We start from the raw sequence: 18,913 nt of genomic DNA on the forward strand, positions 1-18,913 counted from the left end.
GCCGTTTCCGGTTATCATGGCCCGCTTTGATAAAATAAAGGAGAGCAGGCATGAAATTTATCGGCGCTCACGTCAGCGCGTCTGGCGGTGTGGATCAGGCGGTGCTGCGCGCCCATGAAATCGAGGCGACGGCTTTTGCGCTTTTTACCAAAAACCAGCGCCAGTGGCGAGCGGCCCCGCTGACCAAAGAGGTGATTTCCGCCTTTCGCAACGCCTGCGAGAAATATCACTACAGCGCGGCGCAAATCCTGCCGCACGACAGTTTTTTAATTAATCTGGGCCATCCGCTGGAAGAAGCGCTGGAAAAGTCGCGCGGTGCTTTTATCGACGAGCTACAGCGCTGCGAACAGCTTGGCCTGTCGCTGCTGAACTTTCATCCCGGCAGCCATTTGCAGCAGATTGATGAAGAAGCCTGCCTGAAACGTATCGCCGAGTCGGTCAATATTGCGCTGGATAAAACTCAGGGGGTCACCGCCGTGATTGAAAATACGGCCGGTCAGGGCAGCAATCTCGGCTTCCGCTTTGAGCATTTGGCCGCAATTATTGACGGCGTGGAAGATAAATCCCGCGTGGGCGTCTGTATTGATACCTGCCACGCTTTTGCAGGCGGCTACGATCTGCGTACCGAAGAAGACTGCGTCAAAACTTTTGCCGAGTTTGAGCGCATCGTAGGCTTCCAGTATCTGCGCGGTATGCACCTGAACGATGCTAAAAGCGCCTTCGCCAGCCGCGTTGACCGCCATCACAGCCTGGGCGAAGGCAACATTGGTAAAACGGCGTTCAGCTGGTTAATGAAGGACAGCCGCTTTGACAACATTCCGCTAATTCTGGAAACGATTAATCCGGATATCTGGAAAGATGAAATCGCCTGGCTAAAGTCAGAGCAGATCTGAAAGGGAATGCGTTCGTCTTGATTCCCGCCAGCTGAAAATTTCTGCCCCGAACAAACAGCTTTTATAAAAAACTGGAAACGAGCGGGAAATAAAAGCAACGGGTGCCAGGGATGGCACAGGCCGGGCCTGTTAACGTAATTTACTAACTGTTAAATAGTTACCCGGTGTTGCTGTCGAGTGACCAGGCGGCTTAATATCCTCGCTTGAAATTTATATTTCCTTTGAAAGCGACTCAATGACTTTTACTTTTAAAATATCAAGAAATTCAGCTGTTGTTGCCCCCCACAATTGCGGGGAAAACTCGAAACCATAGCGATGTTCAAAGTCTTTTTCTAAATCATCAGCTTCACGATAAAATTGCTCAATATCATCAATCAGCCCTTGCCTGTAAGCAGCGGGAGTTTCTGCTATCCAGGCATTAACTTGCGACTCAATACTGTCACCAGGGCCGTGTAGCTCGTAATCCATGCCGAAATAAGTAAAAATCAGGCCATCAAGATTATCTACGTTGATTTTTTTCATTGCTACACCATTGGATAAGCTGTAAGGACGAAATAGACTTTCCCATGCCAGAGCTCAAATTTTAACACAACTCTAACTTTATAACAGGCTTTGACCTCATTTGAACCTCTGGAAACAGATATACCGACCTGCCTTGCAAAGTTCATATCAAATACCTTTTTTAAATTAGCATTTAACGGCACGGCTTTAGCCAAAGCAGTAATCTGATTTTTGTTATCCCGCAGTATTTTTGAGATTAAAATTTCTGCATCTTTTTTAGACGTAAAGCTACTGGAAGATTTTAGTTTCGGGCTGCTTGCAAGCCGGGAAAATAACTCTTTTGCAGATTGGCCTACATGCTTATCAATGGTATGACCGCCCACCCGGCTTCCCGGCAATGCTTCGTGTGCAGCAAGATTTATCTTGCCGCTACGGATCGCAATGACACGCTCAGCGCCGATTGCAAATGAAAAAGCGACAGGAATTGCTAAATCGACTGTAAATCCAACTTTCATTGCTGTGCTTTTATCGGCACCCAACGATTCGGCCAATAATACGGCTGAATTATAGGTATCTGACCGAGTATCTCTACCAGTCCATACTTGCCATAGTGATGCCTGTAAGGTATCCAGGCTATGTGTTCCTACAATTACACAGCCTGCTTTGGTGAGCATTGTTGGTTCAGGCACAATGCACATTGCCCCAGCTCCAAACATCTCAACAATGCTTCCTGCAAGCCCTAAACCACCATAAAGTCTGTTGCTCAGCGTCTCACCCTCGCTGACACTTCTATCAGATAAAAGCGCCGCAAGTTGCACCGGTGATAAAATAATTTTCAACCCGTCATCAGTATCCATCTGCTATCCTCCCTTTTTAGGTATCTTTTACCTAAGCTCTCCGATTTAACGCTATATTCAGTGAAAATGATTTAACTCTATTACCTGTCATAACGTAAAAATCATACGCCAGGCGCGCTAGTGAATTACGTAATAGCTTTGGTGATGTGACCGTAGCTGTCGCTTTTACACACTCAATTCTTATGTAGATATGGATTTCATCTATCGATTGTATCTTCGACAGCTTATACAAAGCATTGGAAGTAAACAAAGCGTAACGCTTACTAAGGTTGTGCACTGCTTTATTCTGCGCAAATAAAAAAAGCGCGGTCGCCCGCGCTTTTTTCTTTACTCAAAACGTTAATCAGGCTTTCGCCAGCTCTGCTTCCGGGCGCTTCAGCACCGCGTAAGAGAGACCCGCTACCAGCGTACCGGCGATAATCGCCAGCAGATAGCCCAGCACCGGGGTGATAGCGCCAGGGATTAGCAGCACAAACAGCCCGCCATGCGGCGCCATCAGCTTCGCGCCAACCCACATAGAGATTGCGCCAGTCAACGCGCCGCCAACAATACAGCATGGCAGAACGCGCATCGGGTCACGGGCCGCAAAAGGAATTGCGCCTTCCGAGATAAAGCACAGACCCAATACCAGCGCCGCTTTACCGCCTTCCTGCTGACCTTTGTTGAATTTCTTACGCGCTACCAGCGTCGCCAGGCCCATTGCCAGCGGCGGTACCATACCACCAGCCATAATCGCGGCCATCGGGGCATAGGTCTGCGAACTGAGCAGGCCAACACCAAACGCATAGGCGACTTTATTCACCGGGCCGCCCATATCAGTACACATCATGCCGCCCAGAATCGCGCCAAGCAGTACCGCGTTCGCCGTGCCCATGTTTGCCAGCCAGTGGGTCAGGCCAGCCATGATTTTCGCTACCGGGCCGCCCACCACGTAGATCATCAGCAGGCCGGTAATTAAACTGGCAAGCAGCGGAATAATCAAAATGGGTTTTAGCGCCTCCATACTTTGCGGCAGCTTCACCTTTGTACTGATCAGCTTCGCGGCGTAACCGGCGATAAAACCGGCGATAATACCGCCAAGGAAACCTGCATTAATGCTGGTAGCGATCATACCGCCAATCAAACCCGGCGTCAGGCCAGGACGGTCAGCGATGGAGAAGGCAATAAAGCCAGCCAGCACCGGTACCATTAGCGCAAATGCACTGCCGCCACCAATCTGCATCAGCGCGGCCGCCAGCGTGCCCTGCTCTTTAAATGCGGTAATACCAAAAGCGAAGGAGAGCGCGATACTCAGGCCGCCCGCTACGACCATCGGCAGCATATAGGAAACGCCGGTCAGCAGATGACGATAGGCGCCTGCGCCCTCTTTTTTCTCACCCTGTGCCGCAGGCTGGTTGCCGCCCTGCGGCTGATAAGGTTTAGCCTGCGCCAGCGCCTTGTCGAATTCCTGCGCGGTTTTCTTCAGCGCCAGACCAGTAGAAGTACGGTACATCGGTTTACCGGCAAATTTTGCCAGATCCACTTCAATATCCGCCGCAATAATGACCAGGTCGGCTTCAGCGACTTCTTCTGGCGTAATCGCATTGCCTGCGCCCACGGAACCACGGGTTTCTACCTTCACCCACCAGCCGCGTTTTTTCGCTTCGGTATCAATGGCTTCTGCAGCCATGAAGGTATGCGCCACGCCGGTCGGACAGGCGGTGACGGCCACAATACGCTTAGGGCCGCTGGCGACCACATCGGTAGCAGTGGTAACAGCTGCCGGTTTAGCCACGGCGGGTGCCTGCCAGGTTTTGGCATCGGTTTGCGCTTTTGCCAGTTCAGTTTCCGGCTGACGCAGCAGCGATTCGATATCCGTCTGGTAAACGGTTTTGCCATGCAGATCGATACTGGCAGGCAGCGATTTACCCACCACGATGATCTGTTCGGCTTCAGCCAGGTTTTCCGTCAGCGTCAGCCCTTTTGCCGCCGCGCTCGCTTTAAGAATATTTTTTGCCAGATGGCTGGTAGCCAGCCCCAGCGAAGGATCAAATATCAGCAGCGTTTTCATTATGCCTCTCCTGCTGTCAGTTAAAGGGTTTCAGGTCGACGCGCGCCATCATTGCGGCCAACTGGGTACGATCGGTCACGCCCACGTTGCTCTGGCTGACGGCCAGCGCCGCCACGGCCGTGGCAAGACGCAGCGTGTGTTCGCTGGATTCACGCATCAGCAGGCCGTAAATCAGCCCGCCGACCATAGAATCTCCGGCACCCACGGTACTCACCACCTCACAGGCCGGTGGTTTGGCGATCCATTCGCCTGAAGCGTTAACCCACAGCGCGCCTTCTGCACCCAGAGAGATCACCACGTGGGCGATGCCCTGTTCGCGCAGCGCATGCGCGGCTTCAATAACATCCTGCAGAGTCGGTAACTTGCGTCCGGCCCAGATTTCCAGCTCGCGGCGATTAGGCTTGACCAGCCACGGTGCCGCTTTCAGACCGGCAACCAGCGCTTCGCGGCTGCTGTCAAAAATAATGCAGGGACAGTGCGTGCGTAGCGCGCTCATCCATTCGGTAAACGCGTCCGGGTCTACGCCGCTGGGTAAGCTGCCGCTCACGCAGACCATATCGAACTGGCCCAGCCAGGTCAGGGAATCAGTGGTAAAACGCTCCCAGTCCTGCGGCGTGACTTCAAAACCAGAAAAGTTAAGGTCGGTCACTTCACCATCTTTTTCGGTCAGCTTTACGTTGATGCGGGTACGGCCTTCTACCACCTGAAAACGGTTGGCAATGCCCAAATCGCTGAACAGATGCTGAAAGCCATCCTGGTTCTCTTTGCCCAGGAAACCGCCAACGGTGACGTCGATGCCTAAATCTTTCAGGACCTTCGCTACGTTAATGCCTTTACCAGCGGCGTGCAGGCCGGTGGTTTTCACCAGGTTAACTTCGCCACGCTCGATTTCCGGCGTATAGCCCACCAGATCGTAGGCCGGATTCAGCGTAATAGTTGCTACGCGTCTGCTCATGCTGCACCCTCGCCCAGACCGGCGCTTATCGCTTCGCCAATCGCGGCCAGTGCCGCGCGTGCATCTTCACCGCTGGCAGTGAAGCGCAGGCGGTGCCCTTTCTTCACGCCAAGCGCGACGACTTTCATCAGGCTGCGGCCGTTGGCAGGCTTGCCGCTGCCGTCCAGGTTAGTGACGGTAACGTCGCAGTTAAACTTCTTGATAACGCTGACCAGCGCCGTGCCCGGACGAGCATGTAAGCCGTGTTCGTTGCGGATGGTAAATTCTTCCGTCAGCACGTCCGCCTGTTCAGAAACTTCGCTGGTCAGCAGCGCCAGAATCCCGGCAGCATCCGCGCTCAGCAGACGTTCCGCCTGCTGCTTGATCAGCAGATCGCTTAAATAGTTCAGCACGTTCAGCGGCTGCTCGTCGACGACGGCAACGGTGACCAGCAGCGCGGCTTTCTCACCTTCCACTTCAAACGGCGTGGCGCTGCGGCTGACCGCGACGGCGCTGCCCAGATTGCCCGTAGCGCTGTCGTTCAGCCAGATACCCTGCCCCAGATTCAGCGGGCGGGAGGCGATAACGTGGCTAACAAAGCCGGCATCTACCGCGCCAGCCTGTTGCAGACGGCCAGCGTTTAACGCCTGTAGCGTCATCAGATCGCTGGCGGCAACGTCAGTGGAAATCAGCGAGGTATCAAATTTAAATTCCGTGCCCTGCTTTTCGCCCATCAACAGAGCGCGCAGCGTTTCTGCGGAATCCGTGGTTTTCAGCTGCTCTGCTACACTGTCATCACTCAGCACGTGCGTTAACTGACGCAGCAGCGCCAGATGCTCGTCCGATTTGGCTGCGATGCCGATGACAACATAGGCCGTCTGGTCTTCGCCCCAGGCAATGCCCTGTGGGAACTGATAAACCTGCACGCCGGTTTTCAGTACCAGGTCGCGCGTGTCGGTTGTCCCGTGGGGAATAGCGATGCCGTTGCCAAGATAGGTCGACGTCTGCTGCTCGCGGGCCAGCATACCGTTAACGTAGCCTTCGCCAACGTTACCGGCAGAGGTTAAGGCCGCCGCCACCTGGCGAATGGCCTCTTCTTTGTTCCCGGCCGTGGCACCGGGATGAATGGCGTTCAGTTCAAGCTGGAACATAGTTCTCCTCGCTGCTTCATTTGAATCGTTTCAGCTATCACCGGGAAAAAAGCGGCTCCCCATGACTAACTGCCTGACAGCGCAACGCTGAAACGTTTCAATCATTTTGAGCTTTGTTGTCCCGATGTTGCAAGTATTACCGTTAACGGCGTAGCAGATTTTTGAAGCGACGCACACTTCACTTCTCTTTGCAGAAAAAAATCTTTTTCTTCGCGGGATATGCTGATACTTGCTGAAGCCTTTTAAGGTGCCGTCTGCTCTTCCAGCAACAGTAACCACGTTATCGCTTCTTCGCGGTTGGTTTTGCACATGTCAGCATCGGGTTTAAGGCTGGCGCAAACCGCTGGTCTTAACGGCGAGGTGAAAATTTTGCAGCGTTGCTGCTCGTCCAGCTGAATACAGGGCGTGTTGGCGGGCTTGCCATGCGGCATACCGGGAATGGGGGTAGAAATAGAGGGCGCGGTACAGCAGGCACCACAGTTCGATCGACACTGCATTACTTATCCTCATACTGAAAGCGCGACAATAGCAGGCGCGTGCGGGGAATACTATGCTTTCAGAGCGCGCCGCTGCTGGCTTTTCGTCACCGTTAAGCACTTGCCTGAAACCGTCGGCAAGAGTAAGTTGTCGCGAGAATTTCCACCGCCCCTTTTATTGAGATAAGAAAATGCCAAGAGCGAATGAAATTAAAAAAGGCATGGCCGTCAGCTATAACGGTAAGCTGCTGTTAGTAAAAGATATTGACGTGCAAAGCCCCAGCGCACGCGGCGCTTCCACGCTGTATAAAATGCGCTTTACGGATATCCGTACCGGCCTGAAAGTCGAAGAACGTTTTAAAGGCGACGATATTATCGACGCTATTTCGCTAAGCCGTCGTCAGGTTACCTTTTCTTATAAGGACGGCGATGAGTATGTCTTTATGGATGACGAAGACTACACGCCTTACGTCTTTAAACAGGAGCAGATTGAAGAAGAGCTGCTGTTTATTCCCGAAGGCGGCATTCCTGGCCTTCAGGTATTGACGATGGATGGCCAGATCCTGGCGCTGGAGCTACCGCAAACGCTGGATATGGAAATTATCGAAACCACGCCCGGTATTAAAGGTGCTTCCGCCAGCGCCAGAACCAAACCCGCTACGATGAGCACGGGTCTGGTGATCCAGGTGCCGGAATATCTCAGCAGCGGCGAACGCATCCGCATTCATATCGCCGAGCGCCGCTATATGGGCCGCGCAGAATAGTTTTCCGATGGCGGTCAACAGATGCACCGCCACAATTGTTATGTTATAACAATTTAACTAGCGATAGTTAATCGTAACAATCCCTTTAGCCTGCCTGCTGTCCAGCCAGCGAACGTTGGTCGTGCCGATGCCGGCCAGGGGTTGACTCCCTGAACGCAGCGAAACGGGCAGAACGATCGTCTGCCCGTTTTGATAGCAAGAAGCGCTGACCTGCGACTGGTTGAGCGACATCCCGCAGCTTTCGCCCATCAGGCTGCCCTGAAAACTAACGGTGCCGGTTGCGCTGGCGGCCAGAACAGGGCTTATCCATGCGGACAGAAACAGGGCAAGGGCAAATTTAACATTGCTCATACATACCTCATTTATTAACTTCAGCCTGTTAACCATAGCCGCCAGCTAATTTTTAGCGGCCTGTCAGCGTAATCAGCCTGGTTTTAAGGAAAAAAATATGACGCGGGTCAATCTCATCACTGGTTTTCTGGGCAGCGGTAAAACCACCACGCTCCTGCATCTGCTGGCACAAAAGCCAGAAGGCGAGAAATGGGCGGTACTGGTCAATGAATTTGGTGAAGTGGGTATTGATGGCGCGCTGCTGGCGGAAAGCGGCGCGGTGTTAAAAGAGATCCCCGGCGGCTGCATGTGCTGCGTTAACGGTCTGCCGATGCAGGTTGGTCTGAATATGCTGCTGAAGCAGGCCAGGCCCGATCGCCTGCTGATTGAACCAACCGGGCTGGGCCATCCTAAACAGATCCTCGATTTGCTGGGCGCAGAAGTTTATCAGCCGTGGCTGTCGCTGGACGCCACGCTTTGTCTGCTCGATCCCCGTCAGTTAAATGACGCTCGCGTGGTGGAAAACGAAAACTTCCGCGACCAGCTGGCGGCAGCCGATATTATCGTAGCCAATAAAGAAGATCGCTGGGATGAGGCGACGCTTGCTGCCCTACAGCTCTGGCAGTTGCAGGACGACCCGGCGCGTCCGATTATTCCTGCGCGCTTTGGTGAAATTGCCGTTGAGCTGCTGAGCCGTCCCAGAACTAACCTGCGCGCGTTGCCTCGGGCGGCCCATCATCATACCGCACCCGCTTCCCGGCTGGCGGCGCTTGCCCCTGTCCAGAACACCCGCTGGCGGCGTTCGCTTAACCAGGGCCAGGGCTACTTTTCCTGCGGCTGGGTATTTGATGCCGACACCGTGTTCGATACCGTTGGCCTGCTTGAGTGGGCGCGGCTGGCTCCGGTTAGCCGGGTTAAAGGCGTCATGCGTATTCCGGAAGGTTTGCTGAGTGTTAACCGTCAGGGCGAAGATTTTAACATTGAAACGCGGCAGGCAACGCCGCCGGACAGCCGGATTGAAATCATTCATGAAGAAGAGGCTGACTGGAACAGGCTCCAGGCATCTTTGTTGAAGCTTCGTTTAACTAACGCTGTATAATCTACTCCGTTACTTTTTTCTTAACCTAATTTTAATAAAATGCGCGCAAATAATTTAATTTCTATCCTGGTGCTTAACGTGCTGGGCCTTGCATTGTTTTTCTCCTGGTATTTACCTGCGCACCATGGGTTCTGGTTTACGCTGGATAAGACCATTTTTTACTGGTTTAACGAGCGGCTGGTGACCAATAAAGCGCTGCTGTGGCTGGTGGCTATCACCAATTTCCGTCCTTTTGATGCGGTTTCACTGCTGGCAATGGGCGCGCTCTACTATAGCTTCTGGCGCCGGGAGACGCCGCAGGGCCGCAGGCGCATGCTGGCTATCGGCATTGCTATGCTGTTGACGGCTGTCGTGCTGAACCAGCTGGGCCATTTGATTCCGGTCTCGCATCCCAGCCCAACAAAGTTCTTCCCGGACGTTAATCACGTCACTACCTTAACCGGCATTCCAACCAAAGACGCTTCTTCCGATAGCTTCCCGGGCGATCACGGCATGATGCTGATGATTTTTGCCTGCTTTATGCTGCGTTATTTTGGCCGCCGGGCCTTTTTAATTGCGCTGGCCATTGTGCTGATATTTGCCACGCCGCGCATCATGATTGGCGCGCACTGGTTTACAGATGTAATGGTAGGATCGCTTTCTGTGGTGCTGGTGGGCATGAGCTGGTGGTTAATGACGCCAGGCAGCGATTATCTGGTCAATGCTTTATATCGTCATTTGCCGGGTAAATATAAGCCTGCTTAGTAAATAATAAGCTTTGGTCATAATAAAAAGCCATGGATCGCCAAATTATGGCGCGCTTCATGGCTTTTATTTTGAGATCTACATCCCAAAATCCCACGAAAAGCAAAAGAAATTGTGATGTTTAGGGGGTAGCGAAATACTCTGGCTTTGGTAAAGGTTCAGCAGGTTTAAACTGAATCGCAAAAAAAAGGCCATTTTTTATACTGTAGTGCTATTTCAACCCTCATGTTTTTGCCCTTTTGGCCGATAAAGTAGCCATCTTGCGATCTTACTGTTTCCCGTAATAAAAACCCGGAAAAAAGTCGTTAAAACCCCTCGCCAGCCGGCGGTTAATCGGGTAATCTCATTTTCGATTAGGACAAAGCCGTAAAATATTTCCATTATTTACATTTTAAATTGTGCGTTCGAGCACATTTCAGATGCAGGGAAAGGATTTTACCTTAGTGCGCTAATTAATCTCGTTCCGTTTCGCATAGCTAGCGACTTCTGTCGTTAAGGACTTCAAGGGATCACAAACATAATGGTCAAGTCTCAACCGATTCTGAGATATATCTGGCGGGTGTTACCCGCAGTGGCTCTGGCCACGCTGCTTTCAGCCTGTAGCTCGACGAATACCAGTAACAATGCACAAACTGATACGCATGCAGTTAATGGCCATAACGGCTTTTTACTTCAGGCGTCTCAGGATGAATTCGAACAGATGGTTCAGAATGTGGATATTAAATCCCGCCTGATGGATCAATATTCGGACTGGAAGGGCGTTCGTTACCGTCTTGGCGGTACCAGTAAACGCGGCATTGATTGCTCCGCCTTTGTTCAGACCACGTTCCGTGAACAGTTTGGCCTGGATCTGCCCCGCTCCACCTATGAGCAGGAAGATACCGGCAAAAGCATTCAGCGTAACAAGCTGCGTCCGGGTGATTTAGTGCTGTTTCGCGCCGGTTCTACCGGTCGCCACGTCGGCATTTACCTGGGCAACGATAACTTTGTTCATGCATCCACCAGCAGCGGCGTGATGATTTCCAGCCTTAATGATGTTTACTGGAAAAATCGCTACCGCGAAGCGCGACGAGTTCTGAGCCGTACGCAAAGCTGATCGATCCCTGAAGACTGTGCAAAACGAGAAAGAAAGGCGCTTGCCTTTCGCTATGACAAACCCCGTCCTGTACGGGGTTTTTCTTTGTCTGCGGCTTTTTTCGCGCAGAATAAACTCGCTTATTCTCTGTCGGTAAATTATTCGTCTTTCCCTTAACAGGGCGCATAACCGCCTGTGCAGAAACAAACTATTAAAAAACCGAACCTAATCATAATAATATGAAGACAAATGACGCTTTCCCGGTATATCCTGCCATATTGAAACGGGCGTCTGTTGTGCAGGACAGCGCAATAACTAAACGGGCACTCACGGGAGACAAACCCCATGCCACTCTCATCAAGCCTTACGCGGCCCCTTCTCAATCCTCGCAAGATTGCCTGCTTCAGTGCGACCCTTGGCTTACTCTTTTTTCTGTTATCTGCCCTTATCGCTCTGCTGCTTGTTGCCCAGCACCGCGCTAATAATCACGACAAGCTGGCTAAAAGAAGTCAGGACTATGTCCAGAACCTGTTTGATGAGCTAAAACAAAACCTCTTGCCGCTGCAAACGTTGCCCCATCTTTCCTGCGACGCAGTTAAAGACACGCTGACCCGCCATACCGCTGTTAATGAAAATATCCAGACTATCTGGCTGGTAGATAATAATCAGGCCTGGTGTTCTTCTACGACCGATGAGATGCAGCAGGATATCCACCGGCTTTCACCCGAGACGGATACGCGAAAAGCGATTGATATTCGCCTGGTGGCCGCCACGCCGCTGGCCCCCGAAAAACCGGCTCTGGAGCTCTGGCTAAAAGGTGATGAAGCAGGAAAAGGTGTGCTGGTAACGCTGGGTATTAACCTTACGCCCTACCTGCTCTATACCGCCGGACAGCATGAAATAAACGGCATGGCTATTATCACCGGCGATAAAGCGATTACCAGCTGGGAGCAGCGCTTTGTTAGCAGCCATTCGCTGCCTGCCAACCCGCTCAGAACGATTATGCTGCCCGGCTATCCCTTCCAGCTGGCAATCTACGGCGACAGGTTATCCGTCGGCGATATCAATATTGTCCTGCTGGTGGGTCTACTGCTTGGCCTGACGGGCGGTTTCAGTAGCCTGCTGGTTATGACGCAGTACTGGCGGCCAGGCCGGGAAATTTTACAGGGTATCCGGCGCGGCGAGTTTCACGTCGAGTATCAGCCGGTCATCGCGGCGGTCAGCGGCGACGTTTGCGGGCTGGAAGCGCTATTGCGCTGGACGCATCCCGTTGCGGGTGCCATTCCTCCCGATAGCTTTATCCGCTATGCCGAAAATAAAAATTTGATCGTGCCGCTAACTCGCCACCTGTTTGAACTGGTGGCGCGCGACTGCCACGAGCTGCGCCATGAGATCCCAGCCGGAACCGGCCTGAATCTCAATCTTTCACCCGCGCATCTGAGCGATAAAGAGTTTTACCATGACGTTACCCGCTGGCTGGAAGCGATGCCGCAAAATCACTTCAGCTACGTTTTTGAGATTACCGAACGAACCATGGTGGAGACGCGCAACGCCCAGGACATTTTTGACTGGCTGCGCAGCAAAAATATCCGCATTGCGCTGGATGATTTTGGCACCGGCCACAGTGCCCTGATCTATCTCGAAAAATTCCGCTTTGACTATCTTAAAATTGACCGTGGCTTTGTGAAGAACATTGCCAGAGAGTCGTTTACTTCCCCGGTATTGGATGCCGTACTGGCGCTGGCTAAAAAACTCAATCTGCATACCGTGGCGGAAGGGGTGGAAACGGGCGAGCAGGCCCGCTGGCTCCGCCATCGCGGCGTCTGTCATTTCCAGGGTTTTTTGTTCAGCCGACCGCGCACGGTAGCGCAGCTGATTGAGTATTTTCAGCGGCCCCCTGCCCCGGTCGAGAGTTAAAAGATTGCGCTACGCTGCCTGAAAGCGTAAAAAGCCGTTTGGGCGCATTATTTTTGCCGTGCTGCTCCGGGCACGGCGCTGCATTTTGTCTGGAGTAGGTTAACGACATGATTTTCCGCTGCTTTGGTTTGCTACTGTTCTGTTTAACCGCGACGGCGGCACAAGCTGAGAATATTAATGAAAGCTATGCTTTTGCCCAGCTTGGCGAGCCGAAATATGCCGTCAACTTTACGCATTATGATTACGTCAATCCGGCCGCGCCAAAAGGCGGTAACATTACGCTTTCCGCTATCGGTACCTTTGATAATTTCAACCGCTTCGCCTCACGCGGCAATCCCGCCATGGGAACGGATACGCTTTACGACACGCTGTTTGTCAATTCTGACGATGAGGCGGGCAGCTATTACCCGCTGATTGCCGAATTTGCTCGCTATCCGGACAGTTACCGCTGGGTAGAAATCACGCTTAACCCGCAGGCCCGTTTCCAGGATGGCTCGCCGATCGCCGCAGAAGATGTCGCCTTTACCTTTCATAAATTTATGACGGAAGGCGTGCCGCAGTTTCGCGTGTTTTATAAGGGCGTAACGGCAAAGGCTATCTCTCGGCTGACGGTACGCCTTGAACTGCCCGCCAGTAATAAAGACATGATGCTGTCGCTGCTGTCGCTGCCCGTATTCCCAAAGAAGTTCTGGAAAGATCATAACCTTGGTGAACCCCTGGCACAGCCGCCGTTAGGCAGCGGGCCTTACCGCATCAGTGCTTACAAGATGGGCCAGTCCGTTACCTGGTCGCGCGTTAAGGATTACTGGGCCGCCAACCTGCCGGTGAACAAAGGGCGTTTTAATTTCGATACGCTGCGTTACGACTATTATCTTGATGACAACGTGGCGTTTGAAGCTTTTAAAGCGGGGTCTTTTGATTTCCGCGCCGAGGGTTCGGCAAAAAAATGGGCCACGCAGTATCGCGGTAAAAACTTTGAAAATCATTATATTGTGAAAGATGAAAAGCCAAACACCGTGGCAACGGCAACCAGCTGGCTCGCTTTCAACGTTCAAAAACCGCAGTTTGCCGATCGGCGAGTGCGTGAAGCGCTGTCGCTGGCGTTCGATTTTGAATGGATGAATAAGGCGCTGTTTTACGGTGCCTACAAGCGAACCCAGAGCTATTTCCAGAATACCGACTATGCGGCAACCGGCTATCCGGATGCGAAAGAGCTGGAGATCCTGGCGCCGTTTAAAGGCAAAATTCCCGACGACGTTTTCTCACAGCGCTTTCAGCCTTCCCACACCGACGGCAGCGGCTACGATCGCGCCAGCCTGCTTAAGGCCACCGACCTGCTGAAGCAGGCAGGCTGGGAGCTGAAAAATCAGCGGCTGGTCAACGTGGCCAGCGGCAAGCCTTTTACCTTTGAACTGCTGCTACGCAGCGGCGGCAGCGACCAGTGGGTACTGCCTTTTCAGCACAACCTGGCCCGTCTGGGCATCAATCTGGTGATTCGCCAGGTAGACAGTTCTCAATATCTGGCGCGGCTGCGTAAGAGCGACTTCGATATGCTGACATCGCCTTATCCGGCAATGCCTTATCCTGATACTAACCTACAAATTTACTGGTCAAGCGCCTATCTGAATTCCAGCTATAACCGTCCGCACGTTTCCAGCCCGGTGCTCGACCAGCTGATTGAGCAAATCAATCAGCACCAGGGCGATAAAACGGCATTGCTGCCGCTGGGCCGCGCGCTCGACCGAGTGCTGCTATGGAACTATTACATGATCCCAATGTGGTACAGCGCGAACGATCGCTACGCCTACTGGGATAAATTTTCTATGCCTGCCGCGCGGCCAGCCTATTCGCTGGGTTTTGACAGCTGGTGGTATGACGTCAACAAGGCCGCGCGTTTGCCGGCCCAGCGTCGTTAAGGAGTCAGGTTTTGGGCGCTTACCTGCTACGCAGACTTTTACTGGTGATCCCTACGCTGTGGGCGATCATTACCATTAACTTTTTTATTGTGCAGATTGCGCCGGGCGGCCCGGTCGACCAGGCGCTGGCCAATATCGAATTTGGCCAGTCCACCGGCATGCCCGGCTCTGGCAATACGCCGCAGCACCAGGGGCGCAATACGCTTAACGCGCAGCCGGGCGACAGCCAGTATCGCGGGTCGCGCGGTCTGGATCCGGAAGTGGTAGCCGAAATCACTAAGCGCTACGGTTTCGATAAGCCGATGTATCAGCGCTATCTGGATATGCTGTGGAACTATGTCCGCTTTGACTTCGGCGACAGCCTGTTTCGCAGCAGCTCGGTAGTGCAGCTGATTAAAGAAAGCCTGCCGGTTTCGGTTTCGCTTGGGCTGTGGAGCACGCTGATCATTTATCTGGTGTCGATTCCGCTCGGCATCCGCAAAGCCATTCATAACGGTAGCGCTTTCGATATCTGGAGCAGCTCGCTAATTATTATCGGCTACGCTATTCCCTCGTTTCTGTTCGCCACGCTGCTGATTGTGCTGTTCGCTGGCGGCAGCTATCTGGACTGGTTTCCGCTGCGCGGCCTGGTCTCCCCGCAGTTCGACACGCTGCCGTGGTACGACAAAATCACCGATTATCTCTGGCATATTACGCTGCCCGTGCTGGCGACGGTGATCGGCGGTTTTGCCACCTTAACCATGCTGACCAAAAACTCGTTTCTGGATGAGATTCGTAAACAGTATGTGGTGACGGCGCGCGCCAAGGGGCTGGACGAGAAGAAAATTCTTTATCGGCACGTTTTTCGTAACGCCATGCTGTTAGTGATTGCTGGTTTTCCGGCCACCTTTATCAGCATGTTTTTTACCGGTTCGCTGCTGATCGAGGTGATGTTTTCCTTAAATGGCCTGGGCCTGCTGGGCTATGACTCCACTATTCAGCGTGATTATCCGGTGATGTTTGGCACGCTTTATATCTTTACCCTGATTGGCCTGCTGCTGAATATCCTCAGCGACATCACCTATACGCTGGTCGATCCGCGCATTGATTTTGAGGGACGCTGATGAGCCGATTAAGCCCCGTAAACCAGGCGCGCTGGCAGCGATTTCGCCATAATCGCCGTGGCTATTGGTCGCTGTGGATTTTTGCCGTGCTGTTCGTGCTCTGTTTAGGATCGGAACTGCTGGCCAACGACAAACCGCTGCTGGTGCATTATGAAAACCGCTTCTATTTTCCGCTGCTGGTGAACTACAGCGAAAGCGACTTTGGCGGCCAGCTGGCGACCGCCGCGGATTACCAGGATCCGTGGCTCAAATCCCGTCTTGAGCAAAAAGGCTGGGCTATCTGGGCACCGGTACGCTTTGGCGACGGCACCATCAATTTTGCCTCCAGCGTTCCCTTCCCTTCTCCCCCTTCAACGGTGAACTGGCTGGGCACCGATGCCAACGGCGGCGACGTGCTGGCCCGCATCCTGTACGGTACGCGCATTTCGCTGCTGTTTGGGCTGATGCTGACGCTGATTTCCAGCATCGTCGGCGTCGTAGTCGGTGCCTGTCAGGGCTACTACGGTGGCCGGGTCGATTTATGGGGCCAGCGCTTTATCGAAGTCTGGTCCGGCATGCCGACGCTGTTTTTAATTATCCTGCTGTCCAGCGTGATCCAGCCCGGCTTCTGGTGGCTGCTGGCTATCAGCGTGCTGTTTGGCTGGATGCAGCTGGTTGGCGTAGTGCGCGCCGAATTTCTGCGCGCGCGCAATTTTGATTATATTCGTGCCGCGCAGGCGCTGGGCGTTGGCGACAGAACCATTATGCTGCGCCATATTTTACCCAACGCGATGGTCGCGACGCTGACCTATCTGCCGTTTATTCTCTGCGGGTCGATCACGACGCTGACCTCGCTGGACTTCCTCGGCTTTGGCCTGCCGCTGGGTTCGCCCTCGCTGGGCGAGCTGCTGCTGCAAGGCAAAAATAATCTTCAGGCCCCGTGGCTGGGCATGGCCGCGTTCTTCTCGCTGGCGATTTTGCTGTCGCTGTTGATTTTTATCGGTGAGGCGGTGCGTGACGCCTTCGATCCCAGTAAGGTGCACTAATGTCGCTGCTGACCGTCAACAATTTAAGCATCGCTTTTCGCCAGTCCGGCGTCGATCGTCAGGTTGTCGATAATCTTTCGCTGAGTGTGGATGCTGGCGAAACGCTGGCGCTGGTGGGCGAATCGGGTTCGGGTAAAAGCGTGACGGCGCTGTCGATGATGCGCCTGCTGCCTTCGCCGCCGGTAATCTATCCGCAGGGCGAAATCCTGTTTGCAGGCCAGGACGTGCTGAAAGCCGATGAGCGTACGCTGCGCGGCCTGCGCGGCAACCGGATGGCGATGATTTTTCAGGAACCGATGGTGTCGCTAAACCCGCTGCACAGTATCGAAAAGCAACTGTATGAGGTACTGGCCCTGCACCGCGGCATGCGTGCGGTGGCGGCCAGAGCGGAAATTATCAGCTGTCTGGATCGCGTGGGCATCCGGCAGCCAGCAAAGCGCTTAGGCGATTTTCCTCATCAGCTTTCCGGCGGTGAACGCCAGAGGGTGATGATTGCGATGGCGCTGTTAACGCAGCCTCAGCTGCTCATTGCCGACGAGCCGACGACCGCGCTGGATGTCACCGTGCAGGCGCAGATTCTGGTGTTGCTGAAAGAGCTGAAGCAAGAGATGAATATGGGCCTGCTGTTTATTACCCATAACCTGAATATTGTGCGGCAGCTGGCGGATAACGTGCTGGTGATGCGCAACGGCCAGGCGGTAGAAAGCAACACCACTCGCCAGCTGTTCAGCGCGCCCGAGCATCCTTATACCCGCACGCTGCTGGATGCAGAGCCGGAAGGCAGCCCCGATCCGGCCGACGACAGTGCGCCGCCGCTGCTGCGAGTCAGTAACTTAAGCGTTGCCTTTCCGATTAAGAAAGGCCTGCTCAGACGCGTAGTTGATAGCCATCAGGCACTGCGTGCGCTGAGCTTTGAGCTTCGCCCTGGCGAAAGTTTGGGGCTGGTGGGCGAATCCGGCTCCGGCAAAAGTACCACCGGGCTGGCACTGCTGCGGCTTATCGCGTCAGAAGGTGAAATCTGGTTCGACGGTCGGCCGCTGCATCAGTGGGATCGCCGGAAAATGCTGCCGGTACGCCGCCAGATCCAGGTCGTGTTTCAGGATCCTAATTCGGCGCTGAACCCCAGGCTGGATGTTCAGCAGATTATTGCCGAAGGATTACAGGTGCATCAGCCCGATCTGGGCGCGGAACAGCGCGAAGCCCTGGTGATCAAAGCTATGCAGGAGGTTGGCCTCGATCCCGCTACGCGCCATCGCTATCCCGCAGAATTTTCCGGCGGCCAGCGGCAGCGTATCGCTATCGCCCGCGCCTTAATTTTGCAGCCAAAGCTGATCGTACTGGACGAGCCGACCTCCTCTCTGGATCGATCGGTGCAGAAGCAGATCCTGGCCCTGCTGAAAAAACTTCAGCAGGATCATCGCCTTGCCTATATCTTTATCAGCCACGATTTGCGGGTGGTGCGATCTTTATGCCACCAGCTAGTGGTGTTAAAGCAGGGAGAGGTGGTAGAACAAGGCAGCTGCGAAGCCGTGTTTACCGCGCCGCAGGCACCTTACACGCAGCAGCTGATTGCACTTGCCTGAGCCGACTGGCTCAGGCTCAGGCTCAGGCTCAGGCTCAGGCTCAGGCTCAGGCTCAGGCTCAGGCTCAGGCGGGTATATTATTAAAGGTTTCGGCGATGCCAACGCCAAAGTTTTTCAGGCGGCAGGTAGTGGTGCACTCGTCGTTACGTGCAACAAAAAGGCATGGCTCGCCTTCCCATTCCACAACGGAGCAGTCGAGCTGAATCTCTGCCAGCGCTTCCTTCAACATCTGCATAATATCCCAGGCCTGTCTGCCCTGATGGCTAAGCAGGCTCAGGCCCACCAGATCGCTTTCTGTTTCCGCACTGCCAGGCAGGTGCGGCTCGGGGCGGTTTTCCGCGCCCCAGCGGTAGTGTTGTGGTAAGCGATGTACCACTGAATGTTGTAATCTGTTCACCCCTACCCCCCAGACCGTATCTGACGCTATCATCATGGCTGCCCTTGTGGCCTTTCCCCTACCCGTCTACGAAGGTTATAGGGGTACCCGGCGTTTTT

At 53.7% G+C, this 18,913-nt stretch carries 18 protein-coding genes; 10 read left to right on the forward strand and 8 right to left on the reverse strand.

Annotation, left to right across the window (positions count from 1 at the left end; translation table 11 throughout):
- The first annotated feature begins 50 nt into the window (after positions 1 to 50).
- On the forward strand, positions 51 to 893 hold the full coding sequence (gene nfo / locus KUE00_RS02370) for a deoxyribonuclease IV (RefSeq protein ID WP_246757880.1): 843 nt from the start codon (positions 51 to 53) through the stop codon (positions 891 to 893).
- A gap of 210 nt (positions 894 to 1,103) precedes the next feature.
- On the opposite strand, the gene KUE00_RS02375 is transcribed toward nfo, so the two are convergent.
- The 6 genes from KUE00_RS02375 to KUE00_RS02400 form a co-directional block, all read right to left on the reverse strand.
- Positions 1,104 to 1,415, reverse strand: a complete 312-nt coding sequence (locus KUE00_RS02375; RefSeq protein ID WP_246757881.1) for a contact-dependent growth inhibition system immunity protein — start codon at positions 1,413 to 1,415, stop codon at positions 1,104 to 1,106.
- A gap of 2 nt (positions 1,416 to 1,417) precedes the next feature.
- Complete coding sequence (locus KUE00_RS02380) at positions 1,418 to 2,251, reverse strand: RNase A-like domain-containing protein (protein ID WP_246757882.1); 834 nt, start codon at positions 2,249 to 2,251, stop codon at positions 1,418 to 1,420.
- Positions 2,252 to 2,594: 343 nt separating this feature from the next.
- Positions 2,595 to 4,301: a PTS fructose transporter subunit IIBC gene (gene fruA / locus KUE00_RS02385; protein WP_246757883.1), complete on the reverse strand. Its 1,707-nt coding sequence runs from the start codon at positions 4,299 to 4,301 to the stop codon at positions 2,595 to 2,597.
- A 16-nt stretch (positions 4,302 to 4,317) separates the two neighbouring features.
- A complete protein-coding gene (fruK, locus tag KUE00_RS02390; RefSeq protein ID WP_246757884.1) occupies positions 4,318 to 5,256 on the reverse strand; it encodes a 1-phosphofructokinase in 939 nt (312 codons plus the stop codon).
- Positions 5,253 to 6,386, reverse strand: a complete 1,134-nt coding sequence (fruB, locus tag KUE00_RS02395; RefSeq protein ID WP_246757885.1) for a fused PTS fructose transporter subunit IIA/HPr protein — start codon at positions 6,384 to 6,386, stop codon at positions 5,253 to 5,255. The genes fruK and fruB overlap by 4 nt, the downstream gene beginning before the upstream one ends.
- A gap of 242 nt (positions 6,387 to 6,628) precedes the next feature.
- Entirely contained in the window at positions 6,629 to 6,883 is a 255-nt protein-coding gene (locus KUE00_RS02400; protein ID WP_246757886.1) for a YkgJ family cysteine cluster protein, read from the reverse strand.
- A 170-nt stretch (positions 6,884 to 7,053) separates the two neighbouring features.
- Between KUE00_RS02400 and yeiP the strand changes: the two genes are divergently transcribed.
- The gene (gene yeiP / locus KUE00_RS02405) at positions 7,054 to 7,626 is read left to right on the forward strand and encodes an elongation factor P-like protein YeiP (RefSeq protein ID WP_246757887.1); all 573 of its coding nucleotides are present in this window, start codon (positions 7,054 to 7,056) and stop codon (positions 7,624 to 7,626) included.
- Positions 7,627 to 7,683: 57 nt separating this feature from the next.
- Here yeiP and KUE00_RS02410 read toward each other — a convergent pair whose 3' ends face one another.
- Positions 7,684 to 7,977, reverse strand: a complete 294-nt coding sequence (locus KUE00_RS02410; protein ID WP_246757888.1) for a hypothetical protein — start codon at positions 7,975 to 7,977, stop codon at positions 7,684 to 7,686.
- Positions 7,978 to 8,074: 97 nt separating this feature from the next.
- On the opposite strand from KUE00_RS02410, the gene KUE00_RS02415 reads away from it, so the two are divergent.
- The 8 genes from KUE00_RS02415 (at position 8,075) to yejF (ending at position 18,418) form a co-directional block, all read left to right on the forward strand.
- Positions 8,075 to 9,055: a CobW family GTP-binding protein gene (locus tag KUE00_RS02415; RefSeq protein WP_246757889.1), complete on the forward strand. Its 981-nt coding sequence runs from the start codon at positions 8,075 to 8,077 to the stop codon at positions 9,053 to 9,055.
- A gap of 39 nt (positions 9,056 to 9,094) precedes the next feature.
- The gene (locus KUE00_RS02420) at positions 9,095 to 9,799 is read left to right on the forward strand and encodes a phosphatase PAP2 family protein (protein WP_246757890.1); all 705 of its coding nucleotides are present in this window, start codon (positions 9,095 to 9,097) and stop codon (positions 9,797 to 9,799) included.
- Between the two features lie 520 nt (positions 9,800 to 10,319).
- Positions 10,320 to 10,895 (forward strand): bifunctional murein DD-endopeptidase/murein LD-carboxypeptidase, encoded by a 576-nt coding sequence (gene mepS, locus KUE00_RS02425; RefSeq protein WP_246757891.1) that lies wholly within the window; start codon positions 10,320 to 10,322, stop codon positions 10,893 to 10,895.
- Between the two features lie 324 nt (positions 10,896 to 11,219).
- A complete protein-coding gene (locus KUE00_RS02430; protein ID WP_246757892.1) occupies positions 11,220 to 12,791 on the forward strand; it encodes a cyclic di-GMP phosphodiesterase in 1,572 nt (523 codons plus the stop codon).
- A 107-nt stretch (positions 12,792 to 12,898) separates the two neighbouring features.
- On the forward strand, positions 12,899 to 14,707 hold the full coding sequence (locus KUE00_RS02435) for an extracellular solute-binding protein (RefSeq protein WP_246757893.1): 1,809 nt from the start codon (positions 12,899 to 12,901) through the stop codon (positions 14,705 to 14,707).
- An 11-nt stretch (positions 14,708 to 14,718) separates the two neighbouring features.
- Entirely contained in the window at positions 14,719 to 15,810 is a 1,092-nt protein-coding gene (locus KUE00_RS02440; RefSeq protein WP_246757894.1) for a microcin C ABC transporter permease YejB, read from the forward strand.
- Positions 15,810 to 16,835, forward strand: coding sequence for a microcin C ABC transporter permease (locus KUE00_RS02445; protein WP_246757895.1), 1,026 nt, complete (start codon positions 15,810 to 15,812; stop codon positions 16,833 to 16,835). Before KUE00_RS02440 ends, KUE00_RS02445 begins: the two co-directional genes overlap by 1 nt.
- On the forward strand, positions 16,835 to 18,418 hold the full coding sequence (gene yejF, locus KUE00_RS02450) for a microcin C ABC transporter ATP-binding protein YejF (RefSeq protein WP_246757896.1): 1,584 nt from the start codon (positions 16,835 to 16,837) through the stop codon (positions 18,416 to 18,418). The genes KUE00_RS02445 and yejF overlap by 1 nt, the downstream gene beginning before the upstream one ends.
- 64 nt (positions 18,419 to 18,482) lie before the next feature.
- Here the strand turns inward: yejF and KUE00_RS02455 are convergent, their stop codons facing one another.
- Positions 18,483 to 18,815 carry a YejG family protein gene (locus KUE00_RS02455; RefSeq protein ID WP_246757897.1) on the reverse strand — a complete coding sequence of 111 codons (333 nt, stop codon included), beginning with the start codon at positions 18,813 to 18,815 and terminating at the stop codon, positions 18,483 to 18,485.
- Positions 18,816 to 18,913 lie beyond the last annotated feature (98 nt).

Source organism: Erwinia phyllosphaerae (assembly GCF_019132875.1).
Taxonomy (GTDB): Bacteria; Pseudomonadota; Gammaproteobacteria; order Enterobacterales; family Enterobacteriaceae; genus Erwinia; species Erwinia phyllosphaerae.

Excerpts from the sequence above, each read along its gene's own strand:
- nfo (WP_246757880.1), top strand. The coding sequence starts at position 51 with ATGAAATTTATCGGCGCTCACGTCAGCGCGTCTGGCGGTGTGGATCAG.
- KUE00_RS02375 (WP_246757881.1), bottom strand. The coding sequence starts at position 1,415 with ATGAAAAAAATCAACGTAGATAATCTTGATGGCCTGATTTTTACTTAT.
- KUE00_RS02380 (WP_246757882.1), bottom strand. The coding sequence starts at position 2,251 with ATGGATACTGATGACGGGTTGAAAATTATTTTATCACCGGTGCAACTT.
- fruA (WP_246757883.1), bottom strand. The coding sequence starts at position 4,301 with ATGAAAACGCTGCTGATATTTGATCCTTCGCTGGGGCTGGCTACCAGC.
- fruK (WP_246757884.1), bottom strand. The coding sequence starts at position 5,256 with ATGAGCAGACGCGTAGCAACTATTACGCTGAATCCGGCCTACGATCTG.
- fruB (WP_246757885.1), bottom strand. The coding sequence starts at position 6,386 with ATGTTCCAGCTTGAACTGAACGCCATTCATCCCGGTGCCACGGCCGGG.
- KUE00_RS02400 (WP_246757886.1), bottom strand. The coding sequence starts at position 6,883 with ATGCAGTGTCGATCGAACTGTGGTGCCTGCTGTACCGCGCCCTCTATT.
- yeiP (WP_246757887.1), top strand. The coding sequence starts at position 7,054 with ATGCCAAGAGCGAATGAAATTAAAAAAGGCATGGCCGTCAGCTATAAC.
- KUE00_RS02410 (WP_246757888.1), bottom strand. The coding sequence starts at position 7,977 with ATGAGCAATGTTAAATTTGCCCTTGCCCTGTTTCTGTCCGCATGGATA.
- KUE00_RS02415 (WP_246757889.1), top strand. The coding sequence starts at position 8,075 with ATGACGCGGGTCAATCTCATCACTGGTTTTCTGGGCAGCGGTAAAACC.
- KUE00_RS02420 (WP_246757890.1), top strand. The coding sequence starts at position 9,095 with ATGCGCGCAAATAATTTAATTTCTATCCTGGTGCTTAACGTGCTGGGC.
- mepS (WP_246757891.1), top strand. The coding sequence starts at position 10,320 with ATGGTCAAGTCTCAACCGATTCTGAGATATATCTGGCGGGTGTTACCC.
- KUE00_RS02430 (WP_246757892.1), top strand. The coding sequence starts at position 11,220 with ATGCCACTCTCATCAAGCCTTACGCGGCCCCTTCTCAATCCTCGCAAG.
- KUE00_RS02435 (WP_246757893.1), top strand. The coding sequence starts at position 12,899 with ATGATTTTCCGCTGCTTTGGTTTGCTACTGTTCTGTTTAACCGCGACG.
- KUE00_RS02445 (WP_246757895.1), top strand. The coding sequence starts at position 15,810 with ATGAGCCGATTAAGCCCCGTAAACCAGGCGCGCTGGCAGCGATTTCGC.
- yejF (WP_246757896.1), top strand. The coding sequence starts at position 16,835 with ATGTCGCTGCTGACCGTCAACAATTTAAGCATCGCTTTTCGCCAGTCC.